At 59.7% G+C, this 18,921-nt stretch carries 11 protein-coding genes and 2 pseudogenes; 9 read left to right on the top strand and 4 right to left on the bottom strand.

Annotation, left to right across the window (positions count from 1 at the left end):
* Positions 1 to 360, bottom strand: a pseudogene (locus ACRQ5Q_RS44230) (DUF459 domain-containing protein); the annotation flags it as partial.
* A gap of 123 nt (positions 361 to 483) precedes the next feature.
* Entirely contained in the window at positions 484 to 1,083 is a 600-nt protein-coding gene (locus ACRQ5Q_RS44225) for a hypothetical protein (RefSeq protein WP_439400506.1), read from the bottom strand.
* A 491-nt stretch (positions 1,084 to 1,574) separates the two neighbouring features.
* Between ACRQ5Q_RS44225 and ACRQ5Q_RS44220 the strand changes: the two genes are divergently transcribed.
* The 9 genes and pseudogenes from ACRQ5Q_RS44220 (at position 1,575) to ACRQ5Q_RS44180 (ending at position 15,810) form a co-directional block, all read left to right on the top strand.
* Positions 1,575 to 3,980 (top strand): phosphoketolase family protein, encoded by a 2,406-nt coding sequence (locus ACRQ5Q_RS44220; RefSeq protein WP_439400505.1) that lies wholly within the window; start codon positions 1,575 to 1,577, stop codon positions 3,978 to 3,980.
* 21 nt (positions 3,981 to 4,001) lie between these two features.
* A pseudogene (locus ACRQ5Q_RS44215) lies at positions 4,002 to 4,611 on the top strand (histidine phosphatase family protein).
* A 14-nt stretch (positions 4,612 to 4,625) separates the two neighbouring features.
* A complete protein-coding gene (locus ACRQ5Q_RS44210) occupies positions 4,626 to 5,381 on the top strand; it encodes an HAD family hydrolase (protein WP_439400504.1) in 756 nt (251 codons plus the stop codon).
* A 35-nt stretch (positions 5,382 to 5,416) separates the two neighbouring features.
* A complete protein-coding gene (locus ACRQ5Q_RS44205; protein ID WP_439400503.1) occupies positions 5,417 to 7,819 on the top strand; it encodes a glycoside hydrolase family 65 protein in 2,403 nt (800 codons plus the stop codon).
* A gap of 225 nt (positions 7,820 to 8,044) precedes the next feature.
* Positions 8,045 to 10,570 (top strand): glycogen/starch/alpha-glucan phosphorylase, encoded by a 2,526-nt coding sequence (locus ACRQ5Q_RS44200; RefSeq protein WP_439400502.1) that lies wholly within the window; start codon positions 8,045 to 8,047, stop codon positions 10,568 to 10,570.
* The gene (glgX, locus tag ACRQ5Q_RS44195) at positions 10,567 to 12,720 is read left to right on the top strand and encodes a glycogen debranching protein GlgX (RefSeq protein ID WP_439400501.1); all 2,154 of its coding nucleotides are present in this window, start codon (positions 10,567 to 10,569) and stop codon (positions 12,718 to 12,720) included. Before ACRQ5Q_RS44200 ends, glgX begins: the two co-directional genes overlap by 4 nt.
* A gap of 418 nt (positions 12,721 to 13,138) precedes the next feature.
* Positions 13,139 to 13,600: a hypothetical protein gene (locus ACRQ5Q_RS44190; protein ID WP_439400500.1), complete on the top strand. Its 462-nt coding sequence runs from the start codon at positions 13,139 to 13,141 to the stop codon at positions 13,598 to 13,600.
* A 52-nt stretch (positions 13,601 to 13,652) separates the two neighbouring features.
* Positions 13,653 to 13,859: a hypothetical protein gene (locus ACRQ5Q_RS44185; protein ID WP_439400499.1), complete on the top strand. Its 207-nt coding sequence runs from the start codon at positions 13,653 to 13,655 to the stop codon at positions 13,857 to 13,859.
* A 1,141-nt stretch (positions 13,860 to 15,000) separates the two neighbouring features.
* The gene (locus ACRQ5Q_RS44180) at positions 15,001 to 15,810 is read left to right on the top strand and encodes a hypothetical protein (protein WP_439400498.1); all 810 of its coding nucleotides are present in this window, start codon (positions 15,001 to 15,003) and stop codon (positions 15,808 to 15,810) included.
* 619 nt (positions 15,811 to 16,429) lie between these two features.
* On the opposite strand, the gene ACRQ5Q_RS44175 is transcribed toward ACRQ5Q_RS44180, so the two are convergent.
* Together ACRQ5Q_RS44175 and soxC are read right to left on the bottom strand one after the other, a co-directional pair.
* The gene (locus ACRQ5Q_RS44175) at positions 16,430 to 16,966 is read right to left on the bottom strand and encodes a c-type cytochrome (RefSeq protein WP_439400497.1); all 537 of its coding nucleotides are present in this window, start codon (positions 16,964 to 16,966) and stop codon (positions 16,430 to 16,432) included.
* A complete protein-coding gene (gene soxC / locus ACRQ5Q_RS44170; protein WP_439400496.1) occupies positions 16,953 to 18,239 on the bottom strand; it encodes a sulfite dehydrogenase in 1,287 nt (428 codons plus the stop codon). Before soxC ends, ACRQ5Q_RS44175 begins: the two co-directional genes overlap by 14 nt.
* Positions 18,240 to 18,921: the final 682 nt, after the last annotated feature.

The following is an 18,921-nucleotide window of genomic DNA, read 5'->3' as shown; positions in this document are numbered from 1 at the left end:
TATTTGATCAGGCCAGAGACGGTCTTATGTCTGCGGGTCACGCCCATGTCAGGCTGATCTGCATAGGCGTCTTCAAGTCCATAGGCGAGCCAGTCTGCCATGGCGTCACGAGCACAAGAATGTAGCGCGAGGCTGGGGGGCGTGCTGCTGAAACGGCTCGAACGTGTCGTTGCCAAACCAGCCGCCGCCAAACCCGCCGCCACCGTGTTACGGCTGCGGCCGCTGTTGAACTCCGCCGAAGTTGAAGAACGGCGCGGAGCTGGAGCCAACAATGCCGAACAACATCCCCACCGCGATGGCTAGCGCAATCAACGGGCCTCCCTCGGTATAGATGCGCAGTTTTCTTAGTTTGTCTGACATGCCTTTGGAGTGCACAAAACGGAGAACTGCTACGCCACAAACTAGCGCGAAGCCTCTATGACGAATCTCAGATCAACGTGAAGTGCGTACCATCAGTTCGAAGCAGGCTAGCAACTCCTTCAATCAAGCAGCTCGCTTGAATGCGTCCAGCGCTGCTTGGTTGGCGCGATCGAAGGCGGCGCGCGTTTCCGCCAGGGCAGCCATAAGTGCGGACCATGACTGGCTTCCCGCCCGGCTCAATCCTTGGAGTTTTCTCTCCGCCTCGGTGGCATCGGCGTTCATACGATCCACCGCGGCGTCGATTTCGTCACGGCGCTCAGCAGCGAAGTTTTTGGCATCTATGCCGAGCTTGTTGGCCGCTTCTCGCCATGCTTTCAATTGGGCGTCGGCTTGAACCTTGAATGTCGCCTGCTGATGCTCGGCTTTTTCTCCGAAGCTTTCGACATATTTCTTGAGCTCAGCCTCAAACAACTTCCAGTCCAACTCCAACTTTGCTTTTGCGAGGAGCCAAGTGGCTTCGTTAAAATCCGATTGCTTCCTAACGGTGTCCTGGAAGTCATCGCGCTGCTTGCGCAAATCAGCCAGAACCTTGTCGGCCTTATCACGGACATTGGACTTCACCTCCGCGAGTTTGCCTTCAAGCGATGTCACTGCGGCTTCCATTTCATCGAGGCGCTCCTTTGCCCAATTTGTAAAGAAGTGGATATTGCTTTGCGTAGCCATTTGCCCATCTCCGTGAGTTCGAAGCCCATTTCTGCGTAGGGTTACACCTAACTTCAGAATTGTCCTGACGGACAAAGCATGATGAAATTGGAAGCGGTGTCTTGATCCATATCAACGACGATCGCCGAAGCGCGTCTAAGCGTTTAAAGGGCGCGGGCAGTATCGTGCCCGTCTTGCCCGTCTCGGGTGAGGATGCCGATTCCGATGCGGTATCTCGCGTCCGCCGTCGCGGCGAAGCGTTGCGGTGAAGTGCCGAGCGAGATTGCGCTCGCCGGAACGGTTAGCTAGCGCCAGTAGAGGAAACCATGGCATGGCTCACGCTCAACTTCAAACTGTCCATGGGTCACCACCGCTCTGACCGCGTTCCATCTCGCTCTGCTCAGCGACAAGAACGCGAAGAGCTAGGACGCGCCAAGAAGAGCTAATCAGTCTCCCAACGCAGCCTTTCGAGGAACAGCGACAGTTCAGTGACACTGGATTAGGAGGCAACGATGGCAAACGCGCTATCTGACAAAGAGCGGGCGTTGGTCGATGCGTACTGGCGGGCGGCCAACTACCTGTCGATCGGCCAGATCTATCTCTATGATAACCCGCTGCTGAAGCAATCGCTCACCAAGGAGCACATCAAGCCGCGGCTCCTCGGCCACTGGGGAACGACGCCAGGCTTGAACTTCATCTACGTTCATCTGAACCGGGCTATCAAGAAGCACGACCTCAATATGATCTACGTCGCCGGTCCCGGGCATGGTGGACCCGGTCTGGTCGCGAACGCCTACCTCGAGGGGACTTACAGCGAGGTCTATCCGAACATCTCTCCCGATGAAGAGGGCATGAAGCGCCTGTTCACGCAATTTTCCTTTCCTGGCGGCATTCCGAGCCACGTTGCTCCGGAGACTCCCGGTTCAATTCACGAAGGCGGCGAACTCGGCTACTCGCTCTCGCATGCCTACGGGGCGGCCTTCGACAACCCCGATTTGGTGGTTGCCTGCGTGGTCGGCGACGGCGAAGCGGAGACTGGACCGCTGTCAACGAGCTGGCATTCCAACAAATTCTTGGACCCGGCGACCGACGGGGTGGTTTTGCCGATCCTCCACCTGAACGGGTACAAGATTGCCAATCCCTGCATTCTCGCCCGCATCAGCCATGAGGAGCTGGATCACCTGTTCCGCGGCTATGGCTACACGCCGTATTTCGTTGAGGGGCATGAACCGGAAAAAATGCATGAGCTGATGGCTGCCACTCTAGACGGGGTCATAGGCGAAATTCAGCGCATCAAATCGGACGCAAGTCGAAAGGGTTTCGACGAGCGCCCCCGCTGGCCCATGATCGTGCTTCGCACACCCAAGGGCTGGACGTGTCCGAAAGAAATCGACGGCAAGCGCACCGAGGACTACTGGCGCTCGCACCAGGTGCCGATGGGCGAGATGCACGAGAACGCGGCTCATGTGCGCATTCTCGAGCAATGGATGAAGAGCTACCGACCTGCGGAGCTCTTCGATGATAGTGGCCGCCTCCGACCCGAGTTGGCCGACATCGCCCCTCAAGGCACCCGCCGTATGAGCGCCAACCCGCACACCAATGGAGGCTTGCTTCTCCGTGAACTGCGGCTGCCGAACTTCCGCGATTACGCTGTCGAGGTGACCGCACCCGGCGCCGTTACGAGCGAGTCCACGCGGGTGATGGGCCGATTCTTACGCGACGTGATGAAGCTGAACATGGAGCAACGAAATTTCCGCCTTTTCAGTCCCGACGAGAATAACTCGAATCGCTGGCAGGATGTCCTTGAGGTCACTAATCGTGCCTGGGTCGCGGAAACCCATCCCTGGGATGATCACCTGGCCCCCGGCGGGCGGATCATGGAGATGCTCAGCGAGCATCAATGCCAGGGTTGGCTCGAGGGCTATCTCCTGACCGGCCGGCACGGGTTTTTCTCTTGTTATGAGGCGTTCATCCACATCATCGGTTCGATGTTCAATCAGCACGCCAAGTGGCTCAAGGTGTGCAACCAAATTCCCTGGCGGCGACCGATCGGCTCGCTGAACTATCTCTTGTCGAGCCATGTCTGGCGACAGGACCACAACGGCTTCAGCCACCAGGACCCGGGATTCATCGACCACGTTGTCAACAAGAAAGCCGAAGTCATCCGCGTCTATCTGCCGCCGGATGCCAACTGCTTGCTCTCGGTCACTGACCATTGCCTGCGCAGCCGGAACTACGTCAACGTCGTCGTCGCGGGCAAGCAGCCCGCTCCTCAATGGTTGACGATGGACGAGGCGGTCAAGCACTGCGAGGCAGGCCTTGGCATCTGGCAGTGGGCCAGCAACGACCAGGGGGACGAGCCCGATGTCGTGATGGCGTGCTGCGGCGATGTGCCGACGCTGGAGACGCTGGCCGCCGTCGACCTCCTTCGAAGGCACGCGCCCGGGCTGAAGGTCCGCGTCATTAATGTCGTCAATCTGATGACGCTGCAGCCATCGACCGAGCACCCGCACGGCCTGCCGGATCGCGATTTCGATGCGCTGTTCAGCGTCGACAAGCCTATTATCTTTGCGTTCCATGGCTACCCGTGGCTGATACACCGGCTGACCTACCGGCGCACGAACCACCGGAATATTCACGTGCGCGGCTACAAGGAAGAGGGCACCACCACGACGCCGTTCGACATGTGCGTGCTGAACGATCTCGATCGCTTCCACCTCGTGAGCGATGTGATCGACCGCGTGCCGAAGCTCGGACCGCAGGCCGCTTACGCCAAGCAGGCGATCCGAGACAAGCTCATCGATCACAAGGAGTACATCGCCCGATCCGGGGACGATATGCCAGAGATCACCGGCTGGAAGTGGGGACAGGAGGCGGCTTCCGCGGCGGTTCATTCGACAGCGGCTGATAACGTGTGACCCTGCGGGCGGGAGGAGAACGTGAAAGTGTTTGCAATCAGGCACGGGGAGACGGCCTGGAGCCGCAGTGGCCGGCACACGGGTACGACGGACATTCCGTTGACCGAGAATGGCTGCCTGCTTGCGAAGCGGATGCGGCCGGTGCTCGCGGCCGAGGCGTTTGCGCTGATTCTCTGCAGCCCATTGCAGCGAGCACAAGAGACCTGCGAACTGGCGGGCTTGGGCGATAAGGCCGTCATCGACCCCGACCTCGTCGAGTGGAACTATGGCGAGTACGAGGGACTCACGCCCAAGCAGATCGAGGAGAAGGCGCCGGGCTGGTTGATCTTTCGAGATGGATGCCCCGGGTGGTGAGACGCCGGAGCACGTGGGTGCGCGGGTGGACCGAGTGATCGCACGGTCGCGCGCGGTCGACGGTGATACCGTACTGTTTGCGCACGGCCACGTCCTGCGCGTGTTCGTGGCGCGCTGGATCGGTCTGCCTTCGGCCGGCGGTCAACACTTTCTGCTGAATACGGGCACTCTGTGTGTGCTGGGCTACTACCGCAGAATACCGGCTGTAGGAATTTGGAACGGACCTCTCCACGACCAGATCGCAGGGACGGCGGTCGCGCACTCGGGTTCTGGGTAACAGGAGAGCGATTCATGCCGCGGTCCGAGAGCAAGCGCGTCAACCGCGAACGGTACGACGCCGTTCTTTTTGATCTCGATGGTGTAATAACAAACACCGCCACTCTCCACGCGATCTGTTGGAAGCAGATGTTTGACGAATACCTTCGGAAGCGTGCGGAACAAAACGGGGAGGCATTCCGCCCCTTTGATATCACCACGGACTACCGGCTCTACGTGGATGGAGAGCCCCGTTTCGACGGCGTTCGTGACTTTTTGAGATCACGCGGTATCCAACTCCCTGAGGGAAACCCTGACGACCCTGCAGAAGTCGAAACCGTGCATGGACTCGGGAATCGCAAGAACGAGCTGGTGAACCGCGCCATCGCGGAGGTGGGCGTTCAGCCCTACGCCGGCACCGTGCAATTCATTCATCAACTTCGCCGGGATGGGTTCAAAATTGCCGTCGTCACCTCCAGCCAAAGCTGCGATGCCGTCCTGCGGGCGGCCAAGTTAGACGACCTGTTCAAGGTGCGGGTCGACGGAAATGTGATCCAAGCACAGCGACTTGCCGGAAAACCGGCCCCGGATACATTCTTGATAGCGGCAAAGCTGCTCGGTTCTGTCCCGATGCGGACGGTGGTCATTGAGGATGCCATTTCCGGAGTTGAGGCCGGCTTCAATGGGAAGTTCGGGCTTGTGATCGGCGTGGCACGCAAGGGGAATGCGGAGGAGCTGAAGCGTCATGGCGCGCATCTGGTGGTCGAGGACTTGGGCGAACTGGTCGAGTGAGCAACGCCTCGCGCTGACGTGGGAGGAATAGCCCGATGCTGCACCATGAGCGCCTCAGGCCGCCATCCCATGATTATCCGGCCGATGAGTGGAACGTCATCGAAAAAGCATTTCACCCTGAATTCCTGGCCCAGTTGGAAACGATGTCGGCGCTCGGCAACGGATATCTCGGCATGCGCGGGTGCCCGGAAGAAGGCGGGCCCAACGCCGAGAATGGCACCTTCATCAATGGGTTCTACGAAACACGCCCGATCGTCTATGGCGAAGAGGCTTACGGTTTCGCCAAAACTGCCCAGACAATCTGCAACGTGACCGATAGCAAGATCATCAAGCTCTTCGTGGATGACGAGCCCTTCTGGTTGCCCAATGCGCATTTGTTGAAATACGACCGGCGGCTCAACATGAAGTCCGGGACGCTGGACCGGGAGATCCTTTGGGAGACTCCCGCCGGCAAACAGGTGTCGATCACATCCCGACGTTTGGTCTCGTTCGCTAACCGGCACGTGGCCGCCATCTCCTATTGTGTGACACTCCTCAACGCGCAAGCCTTTGTCGTGATCTCGTCGGAGATGGCGACTAATGATGAAACAAGCGCGGGCGGCAGCGGGGGCGACCCGCGATTGGCGAGAGCCCATCGGGGCCGGGTACTCCATCCGCGAGCGAGCTACTCCAAAGACCGCCGCATCGTGCTGTGCCATGCGACCGAAAGCAGCCGCTTCACGCTGACATGTGCGACTGACACTGCGCTGGAGAGCTCTTGCCCGCATTCCTGCAGGGTTGTCCACACCGCTGACTTCGGTCAAGTCGCGTTCACCATCGACGCGCAGCCCGGCTGTCCACTCCAACTGACCAAATACCTCGTCTATCACACCTCGCAGACGGTTTCGGCCGAAGAGCTCTGCGGCCGTGCTGAATGGACATTGGATCGCGTAGTGACCCAGGGCTTCCGGCAGCTGCTCGCCTCTCAAGAGCAATACATGGACGATTTTTGGCGCCGGAGCGATGTGCGGATCAAGGATATCAGGGAGGACCGAACAAAGCGCAGCACCGTGGAGATCCAACAAGCGATCCGCTTCAACCTTTTTCACATTCTGCAGGCCTCGGCGCGGGCGGAAGACACAGGCGTACCGGCGAAAGGCCTCACCGGACAAGCCTACGAAGGGCACTACTTTTGGGACACCGAGATCTACCTGCTGCCGTTTCTGACCTACACTTCCCCGCGGATCGCCAGGAATCTCTTGGCCTTTCGCTACAAGATGCTGCCGCAAGCACGAGCCCGCGCTAAGGAAATGGACCATCGAGGAGCCATGTTCCCCTGGCGCACCATAAACGGCGAAGAAGCATCGGCATACTACGCCGCCGGAACCGCGCAGTACCACATCAATGCGGACATCATGTACGCGCTCCGCAAGTATGTGCAGGCGACGGGCGACGAAGAGTTCCTGCGAGACTTCGGTGCCGAGATGCTCGTGGAAACGGCGCGCCTGTGGCTGGACCTGGGGTTCTACTCGGATGCAAAAGGAGGACAGTTCTGCATCAACGGCGTCACTGGCCCCAATGAATACAACGCCGTCGTAAATAATAATGCATATACGAACTTGATGGCCCGCGAAAACCTTCGGCTCGCAACCGAGGTTGTCGAATCCCTGCGAGCGACAGAACCGAATGCATACAACGCCCTTGTACAAAAGACGGCCTTAGAGCCCTCCGAGGCGAATGCATGGATGCACGCGGCGGAGAACATGTATGTGCCGTATGATGAAAAGCTTAAGATTGTTCCGGAGGACGACAACTTTCTGGACAAGGAGCCATGGGATTTCCGGAAGACACCAGCCGACCATTATCCGCTACTGCTATTTTACCATCCTCTGAATATTTACCGGAAGCAAGTGATCAAGCAGGCGGACGTCATCTTGGCCATGTTCTTGTTGGGCGACGTTTTTTCTCCAGAGAAGAAGAAGCGCAATTTTGATTTCTATGACTCATTGACGACCGGCGACTCATCGTTGTCCTCATGCGTCGAGGCGATCGTCGCCGCACAAGTCGGCGATCTTGATAAGGCGTTTCGTTACGGGATGGCGGCACTGCTCATGGACCTGGCGGACGTAGGGGGCAATGTGAAGGACGGCTGTCATATCGCGTCCATGGGCGGCACCTGGATGATGCTTACCTATGGGTTCGGCGGTATGCGCGACGACGACGGCACGTTGTCGTTCTGGCCACGCCGTCCGCCCGAGGACAATGCCGTCCTTCGCTTTCCAGTGACCTACCGCGGCCAACTGCTGGAAGTGGAAATCGGTGTGGAGAAGGTGGAGTACGCGTTGCGTGAGGGCGAGCGCCTCGTGATCCGCCATGAAACCGAAGAAGTTGAGCTGACCCGAGACAATCCGCTGGCTGTGCGGACAGTCAGCGGGAGGTGGGGACCGGATCCCGAATGACGATCGAGTGTTGGCGCAGCCGCTCTGCAGATGAAAGCGCAAATCCCCACGCGCCGAGGGCAGCGTCGACGTGGGCGCTTGGGCAAGGTCGCTTCGCCTATGCCGCCATGCCTGTTTGCCGGCTGGACAGCGCGCCAGCGCGACTACTCGGCAAACTCACATGGCGAACCTTCCACGATCTGTTGCATGACCTTCCGATGACCAAACACTTGAGGAGGAGGACGCATGGGGCCTGCAATCGCGAATGATTCGCCAGCCAATGCAATCAGCTTGATCGCTTCCACGAACGTTCGCACCGGACTTGGAGCGGATGCAATCGCCACGGCCCTGATAGAAAACCTGCACTGCCTTCAGGGAAAACTGCCACGCGACGCGACGCGCAACGACTGGTACATGGCCCTCGCCTACACCGTTCGCGACCGCATGATGGAGCGCTACGTAGCCACCGTGGGATCGATCGCCGAAGCGAATACGGACGCCAAGGTTGTTGCCTATCTTTCGGCGGAGTTCTTGACAGGACCGCATCTCGGCAACGGCCTCATCAATCTCGGGATTTGGCAGGCCGTAGAGGAGGCGCTGTCGCGAGTGGGGCAAGATCTGTCGGGCCTCCTTGAGGAGGAGGAGGAGCCTGGGTTAGGCAATGGCGGTCTCGGCCGCCTGGCGGCGTGCTACATGGACTCGCTGGCGACCCTGAACGTTCCTGCGATCGGCTACGGCATCCGCTACGAGTTCGGAATTTTCGATCAGGTGATTCGGGACGGCTGGCAGGTCGAGGTCACGGATAAGTGGTTGCGCTTCGGCAACCCTTGGGAGATCGTGCGTTCGGAAATCGCGTTCGAAGTGAAGTTCGGAGGGCGCACGGAGCCGTACCACGACGAGGCCGGTCGATATCGCGTGCGCTGGCTTCCCGAGAAGGTGGTCAAGGGCATCGCCTACGACACCCCCATCCCGGGCTACCGAGTGCCCACCACGAACCTGTTGCGCCTGTGGAAGGCCGAAGCCACTGAATCCTTCGATTTCGAAGCATTCAACGTCGGCGACTACTATCGGGCCGTGGACGAGAAGGTCATATCGGAAACGATCTCCAAGGTGCTTTATCCCAACGACGAGCCTGAAGCAGGCAAGCAGCTGCGGCTGGCACAGCAGTACTTCTTCGTGTCCTGCTCGCTGCAGGACATGATCCGATTGCTGCTGCTGCGCGGCAAGCCGCTCAACGAGCTCCATTCGTACTGGGCCGCGCAGTTGAATGACACGCATCCCTCCATTGCTGTCGCGGAGTTGCTGCGAATCCTCGTGGACGAGCACGCGATGGAGTGGGGTCGGGCCTGGGCCATCACGCAGCAGACCTGCGCCTATACTAACCACACGCTACTCGCCGAAGCGCTGGAGCGATGGCCGCTGCCGTTGCTTGCCAAGCTGTTACCGCGCCATCTGGAGATTATCTATGAGATCAATCGCCGCTTCCTGGACGATCTCCGGGTGCGTTATCCTAACGACGATCAGCTGCTCCGGCGGCTTTCGCTGATTGATGAAGCGGGAGATAAACATATCCGCATGGCGCACCTTGCGAGCGTGGGGAGTCATGCGATCAATGGAGTCGCCCTCCTCCATACCGAACTCTTGAAGCGGACGGTCCTCCACGACTTCCACCGCGTGTCGCCGGAGAAATTCCTCAACGTGACCAACGGAGTGACGCCGCGGCGCTGGATCGCGCTGAGCAATCCGAAATTGAGTGCGCTGATCACCCGTCATATCGGCGACCGGTGGGTAGCGGATTTGGAGCACGAGCTCCCGCAGCTGGAGCGGCTGGTCGTGGACACTGACTTCCAGAAAGATTGGCAAGTCGTCAAGAGCGATAATAAGCGGGTTCTCGCGGGCCTCATCAAGGAGCAAACCGGCATACTCGTAGATCCTAACTCGCTCTTCGACATCCAGGTGAAGCGACTGCACGAATACAAGCGGCAACACCTGAACCTCTTATACTTGGTCACTCTCTACAACAGGCTCAGGCGTGACTCCAGCACTGCGGGACCTCCCCGAACGGTCATCTTCGGCGGCAAGGCCGCTCCCGGATACCGCATGGCCAAACTGATCATCAAGCTGATCAACTCCGTCGCGGGCACCGTCAATCAGGACCCACTCGTATCTCAGATTCTCAAGGTGGTATTCCTGCCGGACTTCAACGTCAAAAATAGCCATCGCGTGTATCCTGCCGCAGATCTGTCGGAACAGATCTCCACGACAGGCAAGGAGGCGTCCGGCACAGGCAATATGAAATTCGCCATGAACGGCGCATTGACAATCGGAACGTTGGACGGCGCCAATATCGAGATCCGCGACGCGGTTGGGCATGAGAATTTCTTCTCGTTTGGCCTGACGGCTGAGGAGGTCGAACGACTGAAGGCTGAGGGTTACACGCCGCGCAGAATCTACGAATCAAATCCGGAGCTGCGCGAGGCGATCGACCTCATCAGTTCCGGCTTCTTTTCAAACGGTGATCGCGAGCTCTTCCACCCGCTCGTCGATTCGCTGCTGACCCGCGACGACTATATGCTGCTGGCAGACTATCAAGCTTATGTGGATTGCCAGCAGCGCGTCAGTCACGCCTATTCCGATCAGAATGCTTGGACGCGCATGTCCATTCTCAACAGTGCGCGAGCCGGTCGTTTCTCGTCCGACCGTTCGATCCGGGAATATTGCCGCGACATCTGGAAGGTCAGACCGATCGTTCCTGACGAAAGATGGACATGATGCGGACCCTGAGCACCCGCGTTATCAGATCGGGTGTGAGCGCTCCTCTCGGCGCGATGGTCCTGCCGGATGGGGTCAATTTCAGCGTGTTCTCGAAGCATGCGGTTTTGCTCGAGTTGCTCCTGTTCGACGACGAGAATGCTAAGCAAGCCGCGCGAGTAATCCCTCTCGGCGCCAATAAGCATCGCACGTATCATTACTGGCATGTCTTTGTCCCGGATCTTCAGCCGGGCCAAGTGTATGCTTATCGGGCTCATGGGCCCCTCGATCCCGACCGCGGTCTTTGGTTTGACCCCGAGAAAGTGCTGCTCGATCCTTACGGGCTTGCCGTTGCCGTGCCCAAGGCATACGACCGCGCGGCTGCGGCGCGTCCCGGCAACAATCTTGCCGTAGCGATGAAAAGCGTCGTAGCCGACCCGAATCGGTACGATTGGCAAGGTGATTTGCCGCTCGCGCGGCCTTTTGTCGAGACCGTGATTTACGAGCTCCATGTGGGCGGATTTACTCGTCATCCCAGCTCAGGCGTAGCGACCGAGAAGCGCGGCACCTACGCTGGAGTCATCGAAAAGATCCCCTACCTCAAAGATCTGGGCGTCACCGCAGTGGAACTGCTGCCGGTGTTCCAGTTCGACGCGCAGGACTGCCCGCCGGGCAAGACGAACTACTGGGGCTATGCGCCCGTCTCTTTCTTCGCACCGCATCAGGCGTACAGCTCACAGGAGAGTTCGCTCGCCGTCCTCGACGAATTTAGGGACATGGTCAAGGCGTTCCACCGCGCGGGCCTCGAAGTCATCCTGGATGTTGTGTTCAATCACACAACGGAAGGTGGCCGGATAGGACCAACGCTGTGCTATCGCGGTCTGGCGAACGACACCTATTACATCCTCGAGAGGGACAAGTCTCGGTACGCCGACTACACCGGTTGCGGCAATACGCTGAATGCCAACCAGTCGATCGTGCGCCGGCTGATCCAGGACAGCCTGCGCTACTGGGTGTCCCATATGCATGTGGACGGATTCCGGTTCGATCTGGCCTCGATCCTCTCGCGCGACGAGGAGGGCCGCTTGCTGCCGAACCCGCCCGTTCTCTGGGACATCGAGTCGGATCCATTGCTGGCCGATACCAAGCTTATTGCTGAGGCGTGGGATGCGGCCGGCCTCTATCAGGTCGGGAGCTTCATCGGAGACCGGTGGCAGGAGTGGAACGGCCGGTTCCGCGACGATGTGCGACGTTTCCTGAAAGGCGACAACGGCTCAGTATCGCGCGTGGCCGCACGGATCCTGGGTAGCCCCGACATTTACGGTCACAAGGAGCGCGAGGCCGAGCAAAGCATCAATTTCGTGACCTGCCATGACGGCTTCACCCTCAACGATCTCGTCTCGTACGACCGAAAGCACAACGAAGCCAATGGTGAGAATGACCGCGACGGATGCGACGACAATCTGAGCTGGAACTGCGGCGCGGAGGAGCCCACCGAGGATCCAACGGTCGAGGCGCTGCGCAACCGGCAGGTCAAAAACTTCTTCGCACTGGAGCTGTTATCGGCCGGCACGCCGATGCTGCTCATGGGCGACGAGGTGCGCCGAACCCAGAGGGGCAACAATAACGCCTACTGCCAGGACTCTGATATCAGCTGGTTCGACTGGAGCCTCCTGGAGCGGCATGGCGACATCCACCGATTCGTCAAAGCGCTCAACAGATTTCGCCAACGCCGTGACGTGGTGGCCGAAATGACGGCGCCCAGCCTCAATCAACTGCTTCGCCGAGCGTCGATAGAGTGGCACGGAGTGGCACTCAAACACCCGGATTGGAGCGACCACTCGCACTCCATCGCATTTTCCCTGCGAAGCTTGCGCTACCGCCTTCTGCTCCACGGAATGCTCAATGCCTATTGGGAGCCGCTAACGTTCGAGTTGCCACCGGTATGCGCCGAGCAGGGATGGCGACGCTGGATAGATACCGCCCTTGAAGCACCCGATGACATCTGCCCTTGGGAGAATGCACCTGTCGTAACGCAGGCAACATATCAAGTACAGCCGCGGTCCGTGGTCCTTCTCGTACTGGCTCTGGAGGGACCGGGATCCTTGGGATCACGCCCGCTTATGGAACAGTTCCCGCCCTCGACCGAAAGCCAATCGATCGTCGATTGAGAGGTTGCCAAGGAGACACCTAGTCGACAGCTGCTGTCAACGGCGGGCACGACACGCACAGCGCCGATGGCCATCGTGGTCTGGTCGTTCGATGCGCCATCGGAGATCTGCACTTGGCGATCGTCCTCCGCCGGGCTCCACAGGCCAGGCGCGGATGACGCAACGGCAGTGGATAGAGCAAGGATCGAAGCGAACATCAAGATCACCATTAGAGCCGGGCGAGCCATGTGGTCATCCAGCGAAGATGAATGCGAATTCGTGGTGGATCACTCCGGCAGGATCAGCGCGCGCCCTGCGCGGCCGGTTTCTAACATGATCAAGGCCTGCGCCGCTCCGGCCAGCGGCGTCTACAGGCCAATGGAAAGACCGTCGCACTACTGCTCTACCGACTGGGCGCAGTCTGTACCGGCGCACGACCGTGAAACAGTTGCTGCCCGAGCACACTGACGCTGCCTATGAGCTGCCTATCTTTCGTGGCACTGAGAGAGTCCTCGAGGGCATACTCCTGAACGCCTTTCAAGGGCACTGGGTCAGTCATCCTCTTGCCACCCGCTTGGCGGAGAACAAGCTGGTGCAGCTACATGCCGCAAAGCGCGCCGGTCTCCGGATCCCAGCCACGCTCGTCAGTCAAGATCCAGTGCACATTCGCCGCTTTTGTGCGGCGCATCCGGGGGCGATCATCAAGCCCGTCGCGACGCCGCGTGGCGTCGAACTGGCGTCGACAGCAGTCGTCAGCCAGGAGCTGCTCGACAACGAGGAAGCCCTGGCCCTGACGGCCTCGATCTACCAGGAGTGCATCCCAGGCACGCGCCACCTGCGCATCTCCGTCGCGCTGCGATGGTGCGCTCATCGAGGCCGAGGCACTCGACTGGCGGTTTGATCTCAATGTGCCCTTCAGTCCTTACCCGCTCGAGAGGCACCTCGAACAAAGGTTGCGCGACACCCTCCACGAGCTCGGTTTGGTCATGGGGATCTTCGACGTGAAGTTGACCGACGACGATGAGCCCGTGTTCCTCGAGGTCAACCCGCAAGGACAGTTTCTCTTCGTGGAGGCCCTGTGCGACCTGCCTCTCGCCGATATCTTCGCCGCCTTCCCTGTCGATCAGGCGAAGCAAGATGAGAGGTCTCGGCCGCGTTAGGCTCGTACGACAACGTCCTCGCTAAGCTCTCTATCCCAGATCATCCAGTTGCCCTCGTTCAGATTTGCAGTGGTTGGTCTTGCGCTTCTGTCTTCGGCCCTTGCGTGGAGCAGATCGCTCCCGGCCATCATGGATATCCGCGCAGTTCGACGGCTGGCGCGATGATATTCCTTTTTTCTCCTTTACATGTAGGGGTGAAGGTATGAGATTGTAACTCTGTTAATCCGAAGACATGGATGGCAGTCGCACCGAATGCCGGCCCGGCCGGGGCGGTCCTGAATGATGGGTGTTCCGGGCATCGCGGTCACACGTATGGTAACGTGCTGCCTTGAGGCAGATGGGGGACGAGGGTCTCGCCGGCGGCACGGCGCTTGAGCGCTTCCTGCCGCTGGTATTCCGACAGCTTCGGCTTGCGGCCGAACTTGACGCCTTTGGCCTGCGCGCGCTTCCGGCCCTCACCGGTGCGCGAGGGTGCGGATCAACTTGGCTCGCCGGGCGAGGTCGTCATAGTTTTGGCGATCTGTAGGCTGCTGTCGTAGTCGCATCTAAATCCAGTTATAGCGACGTGTACCGGTCCGCTCCTGTATCCCTGTGCATTGGCCCGGATAGGCACAACTTCGCGCACGGCGATCACAATGAGACATACCGCAATAACCGTCAGGACTGCCTCCGTTTAGCGGTCAACCATTTTTCCCTCCCACACAGCCATCTGGTCGATTCCATCATCGGTCGCCGCTTCCGAGCCGCCCCACGCGCCAGGCGCGGATCGCAGCCACCTTCTGTCATTAGTGTCCTCTAAATGATGGAAAGCTCTTAACCGGAACATTGGTGGCCGCGCCAATGGTCCTGTTTTTGACTTTAGGCGAATAAACTGGAAGTTCGAGATGTTCCAAGTTGGAATGCTTCAGCGCCAACTGATGGAGCTGCGCCCTCAGGTTGGGCATCCAGTTGGTCGAGCTCGGGCTGAGGGCGAAGAAATAGATCAAGGTAGATGCGGATTGCCGCCGCGCCGTAGCGCCGCTTACCGCCCCGCCCCACAGTCTCCATGATACCGTCTTGCTTTGGACAAACCGCGTTGGCGATGATCAGCTAAGCTGATGCGACGGCCCCCGTCCGGGGCGACATTGGGGTAGGAGCGCCAATGAAGTTCGTGTCAAACCCGACAGAAGAAGAGCCGCATCATGCGCTGCCCGCGCGAATGGACGAAGAGCTCGCGCATACCTTGGCAAAGATCAGAAGCGTGGATGAACAGATTGCCCGCGCCAGTGAGCAGCTTTCCAGGCTGGAGCGCGTTGATGTGCGCAGCCGGCCGCGTCGCCGGCCAGCAGTACGAGGCCTGATCGGCCTGGTGCTGTGGGCGGGCATCTGCGCCGCAGCGTTTGTCTCGCAATCATCTCATGGCGAGAGGACCAGGCAAATGATCGCCGAGCCGCAGCGTGATGCCACCCCATCGCCATCGCAAGCGGAGCCTGTGCTTGCCACGCAATCAAGCCCGGCGGCTATTCAGTCGACCCAGGCGCAACCGGCATCGCTGCAACCTGCACCCGTCGCTGAGGCCGTAGCGGCGGGTGCTGCGCCGGGGGTGACCACGCTCCCTCCGGAGCTGACCGAATTGCTCCAGAAGATGGCAAGCGATTTGACAAGCGTGCAGCAAGGGATCGAGCAGCTCAAGGCGAGCCAGGAGGAATTGAAGGCAAGCCAGCAGCAGCTCTCTCTCGGCAGTGCCAAGGTTGCCGACGAGTTGAAGGCAAGCCAGGAGCGAATGGCGCGTCTTGTCACGAGCACGCCTGATAATAAGGCGCCTGACAACGCTGCCGGGAATGTAACCTTTCAGGCGGGCAACCATCCGACCACAGCGGCCGCGCCACGCGCTGCAGCGGCCTCGGCCCGCAAACCGGCACCAGCGGCGCGTCGGTCGGCTCCAGTGCAACTCGAATCTGCACAGCAATAACCATCGTCGGTCCTTGCGCTGCGGCCGAAGAGAGCCGGCGTGCTTGCGCGCTGTTCTAAGGGCGGGCGCAAATGCCGCAGGCGGTGTCCCACAACTGACGAAGGCGCTATTGACGTATTTGGCGCCCAGGCAGCTTTGGCGATTCCATCATTTTCAAACACGTGGTTTCGAAACTACGAAATTGCCACCGGATACCAGATCCCCACGCGATAAAATCACACACCGCCTTGTGCGTCCCGCGATGGGCATCCGCCGGTTGTGGCTCGTACTTACGTGTTGATAGCTTTCCAAGGCGGTTGATGGGAGAAGGCGCTTGCGCTTTTTTTTCGTTCGTACTTCTTGGTATTGCTGCTGTCCGCGGCACCAGCCTGTGCTGGAAAGCGCGTTCCTCTCGTTATAGGCGTATCGCAGTATCAGAGGGCTCCGCAGCTGGCTAATCCGACGCGAGATGCAGAAATGGTCGTGCGCCGCAGCAAGAGACGCACGCGGACTGCAATGCCTCACTCGATCACCTCGACTGCGGCAGCGAGATCTGCGGGCAGAATCCCACGACATCGAAGGCGGCATACGTCCTCATGGCGGACCGCCGTGGGTGCATTGAAGGAACTACTGCGATCACCTACTTCGGCTTTGCCGGGACGAATGTCACAAAGCCATCCCGATTAGGCATACGTACCTTCGGCAGCGTCCGGGCATTCATCGTCTCGTTCTCTCCGATGATGCCGTTGAGCTGCAGGATATAGGCGGCCACTGCGTAGAGTTCGTCATTGGTCAGCGTTTTCGATTCGTTGTAAGGCATCGCCCGCCGAACGTAATCGAAAATTGTTGTGGCATAGGGCCAGAAGCTTCCGACCGTCTTCACGGCAGGTTTGTCTCCGACAAGCGACCCGATCCCGCCCACCAACGCATCGTTCGGTTTGCCCGCTCCCTTTTCGCCGTGACAGGCGAGGCACTTCGACGCGTACACGGCCTCACCCTGCTTTGGTGTCCCGCTACCGGGCGGCAGACCGGCGCCGTCAGGACTTATGCTGATGTCCCACGGGGCGACTTCCTCGGGAGTTATGACCTTCCCGAGGTTCGGGCTGTTGGCCAGCGCCGCAGATGAAAATAAACCAAAGGCGCAAGCGGCAGCCAGAGCAGAGTTATGCGTAGACATGCTTCACCTCTCCCTTCTCGGACACGCCCCACGTCGTGACCGCATTGGAGTGGTAGATCGTCCTGCTTCCACGATCAGCGATCATCTTCTCGCGCGTCGGCTGGACGTAGCCTATGTCGTCGGTCGCGCGGCTTTGCAGGACAGCGGGGCCGCCGTTCCAGCGCCACGCCATGCGGAAACGCGTCAACGCCTTCGACAGCACCGGCTCCTGCAGAGCTGCGGGAGCCCAACTCTTGCCGCCATCGGCTGAGATTTCGACCTTGGCGATCTTGCCGTAGCCCGACCAGGCGAGCCCTGTAATCTCATAGACGCCCGGTTCCTTCATCGTGAGTCCCGGCGACGGACGCGTGATCACCGACTTGCCTTCCTGCGGAAAAACGAATTGGAGCGATTTGCCGTCAGGCATCGTGATCGTGTATTTCGACGTCTCGTCCTTGGTCATTGTTGGGCCTTCGGTCAGCTTGATGCGCCGAAGCCATTTCACGTTCATGTTGCCTTCGAATCCCGGGAGCAGCAGCCGCATGGGATAGCCATTCGCCGGCCGCACGCGCTCGCCGTTCTGGTACAACGCAATCAATGCATCCTGCATGATCTCTGCGAGCGGCAGACTGCGGCTCATGCCGGCGGCGTCGGCACCTTCCGCCAGAATCCACTTCGCTTTCGGGTCGACGCCAGCTTCCTGTAGCAGGGCCGCCAGCTTGACACCCGTCCACTCGGCGCAAGAGACTTGACCCTGCATCTGCTGAACTCCGACTTGCGCGGGCTCCTTCTGATAAAGCAGTTGGCCGTTGCCGCCGCATTCGATGAAGGCGATCCGTGACTCCATTGGATAACGCGTGAGCTCATCGAGCGTGAAGACGAGTGAGCGCTTGACCAGGCCGTGGATGACCAATCTGTGGGCATCCGGGTTGATCTCGGGAATTCCGCTGTGGTGGCGTTCGAAATGCAGGCCGTTCGGCGTGATCATCCCACTGAGTAGATGATGAGGTGTTCGCGACGCGCCGGTGCCGGTGGTGCCCGGGACCGTCGTGAAGGTTCGCACGACCGTATTTTCGTATTCAGACGGCTGCCCATAGGGGACGAATGGCGCGCCCGGCGTCTTCATCCAAGATTCAACCGGCAACGGACCGCCCGCTGCCGTGTCCGGGAAGGTAATGCCTCCGGTTGCTGCTGCCATGGCGGCGCCGCCCAGGAAAACGCGTCGGTCAAGCAATCCGTTTCCGGCGACCAAGTTGGCATCAATCGTCACGCCCTTGGATTTGCGATGTCCCATGATGCTCTCCTCCGAGTGGAGCCAAACGTCCACGGACGAAGCGCGGTGTTACCCACTCACTGCGGGCCGGTATCTTATATCAAATGGCGAGCCGCCAGGGAGGGGGAAAAATTCACCGCAGCGGCTGATGGCCAAGTCAGGCCATTTCTGCAGCGGGTCACGAGCGGCGGTGACCGCAACCATCATCCAAATCCGGTTTCCCGCAGACCGATCAAGTGCGTGAGGCCGAGCAGCAACTGAGGCCCAGCTTCCTAAATATTGCGTCTGGTCGGGAACAGCCGCAGCACGCGCCGTGAGTTGAATCGTAAGCACGGTTTTGTCGCCTGAACCGGCGACCTATGCCCCCGCTCGGCGCCCACCGCTTGTTTTCGCAAGGCGCACTCCTCGCCAGAAGCGAGTAGTGCGAGCATCTCTTCGGCCGCGTGCGACTAACGAAAAGGTCTGATGCTCTCTAAACCTGCATCTGTCGGCCAGGCAGCTTCTTCAGCGCAGCGCATCTCCATTTACATGCTTTAATGCGAGCCGCGCGCAGCTAGGGCACGCTGCCTGTCCGCTCCAGCGGAAAGCGGCCCCGGCTCTTCAACCTCCTCCCTTCAAGTGCACGGCGGGCCGGGGCCGCTTTTGGTTAGGAAGCTAGGCCACACGGTTGCGCAGCCCGCTCACTCTGCGGCCGCACCCTCTG

Source organism: Bradyrhizobium sp. PMVTL-01, from assembly GCF_051861855.1.
Lineage (GTDB): Bacteria > Pseudomonadota > Alphaproteobacteria > Rhizobiales > Xanthobacteraceae > Bradyrhizobium.
Note: the sequence above shows the minus strand (reverse complement) of the source record. Positions and strands in the feature narration are given on the sequence as shown.